The organism is Paraburkholderia sp. SIMBA_027, assembly GCF_046535315.1.
Classification (GTDB): domain Bacteria; phylum Pseudomonadota; class Gammaproteobacteria; order Burkholderiales; family Burkholderiaceae; genus Paraburkholderia; species Paraburkholderia tropica.
This window is the reverse complement of record NZ_JAWRWY010001132.1, coordinates 1-253: the sequence shown is the minus strand read 5'-3', so window position 1 is coordinate 253 and position 253 is coordinate 1. Positions and strand designations below refer to the sequence as shown.

Sequence of the window (253 nt, the reverse complement as noted above, 5' to 3'; positions counted from 1 at the left end):
CTTCGCCGACGACCTTCGGGGCGCCGGATGAGAGATCGACGGGAACGCTGATGCCATGAGCGTTGACTGTCGTCATTGCCTTGGTGACCACGACCGTGCGGTTCGTGCCGCTGACGAAAACGGTGACGCTGCCGGGTTCGTTCTTCACCCAATCAGGATGCGGATCGTCGCCGAGTGGCGAGAAGCGCGGGTAGCGCGTCTCGATCGAGCCGTCCTCTTGAATGCGGAATTCGGGCTGTACGTCGTAGCTCAC

The 253-nt window shown here is 62.1% G+C and carries 1 protein-coding gene; it reads right to left on the bottom strand.

Features of this window, described 5'->3' with window-relative positions; genetic code table 11:
• On the bottom strand, positions 1–253 hold a 253-nt coding region (locus tag SB764_RS42660), incomplete at both ends, for a hypothetical protein (protein WP_410867132.1).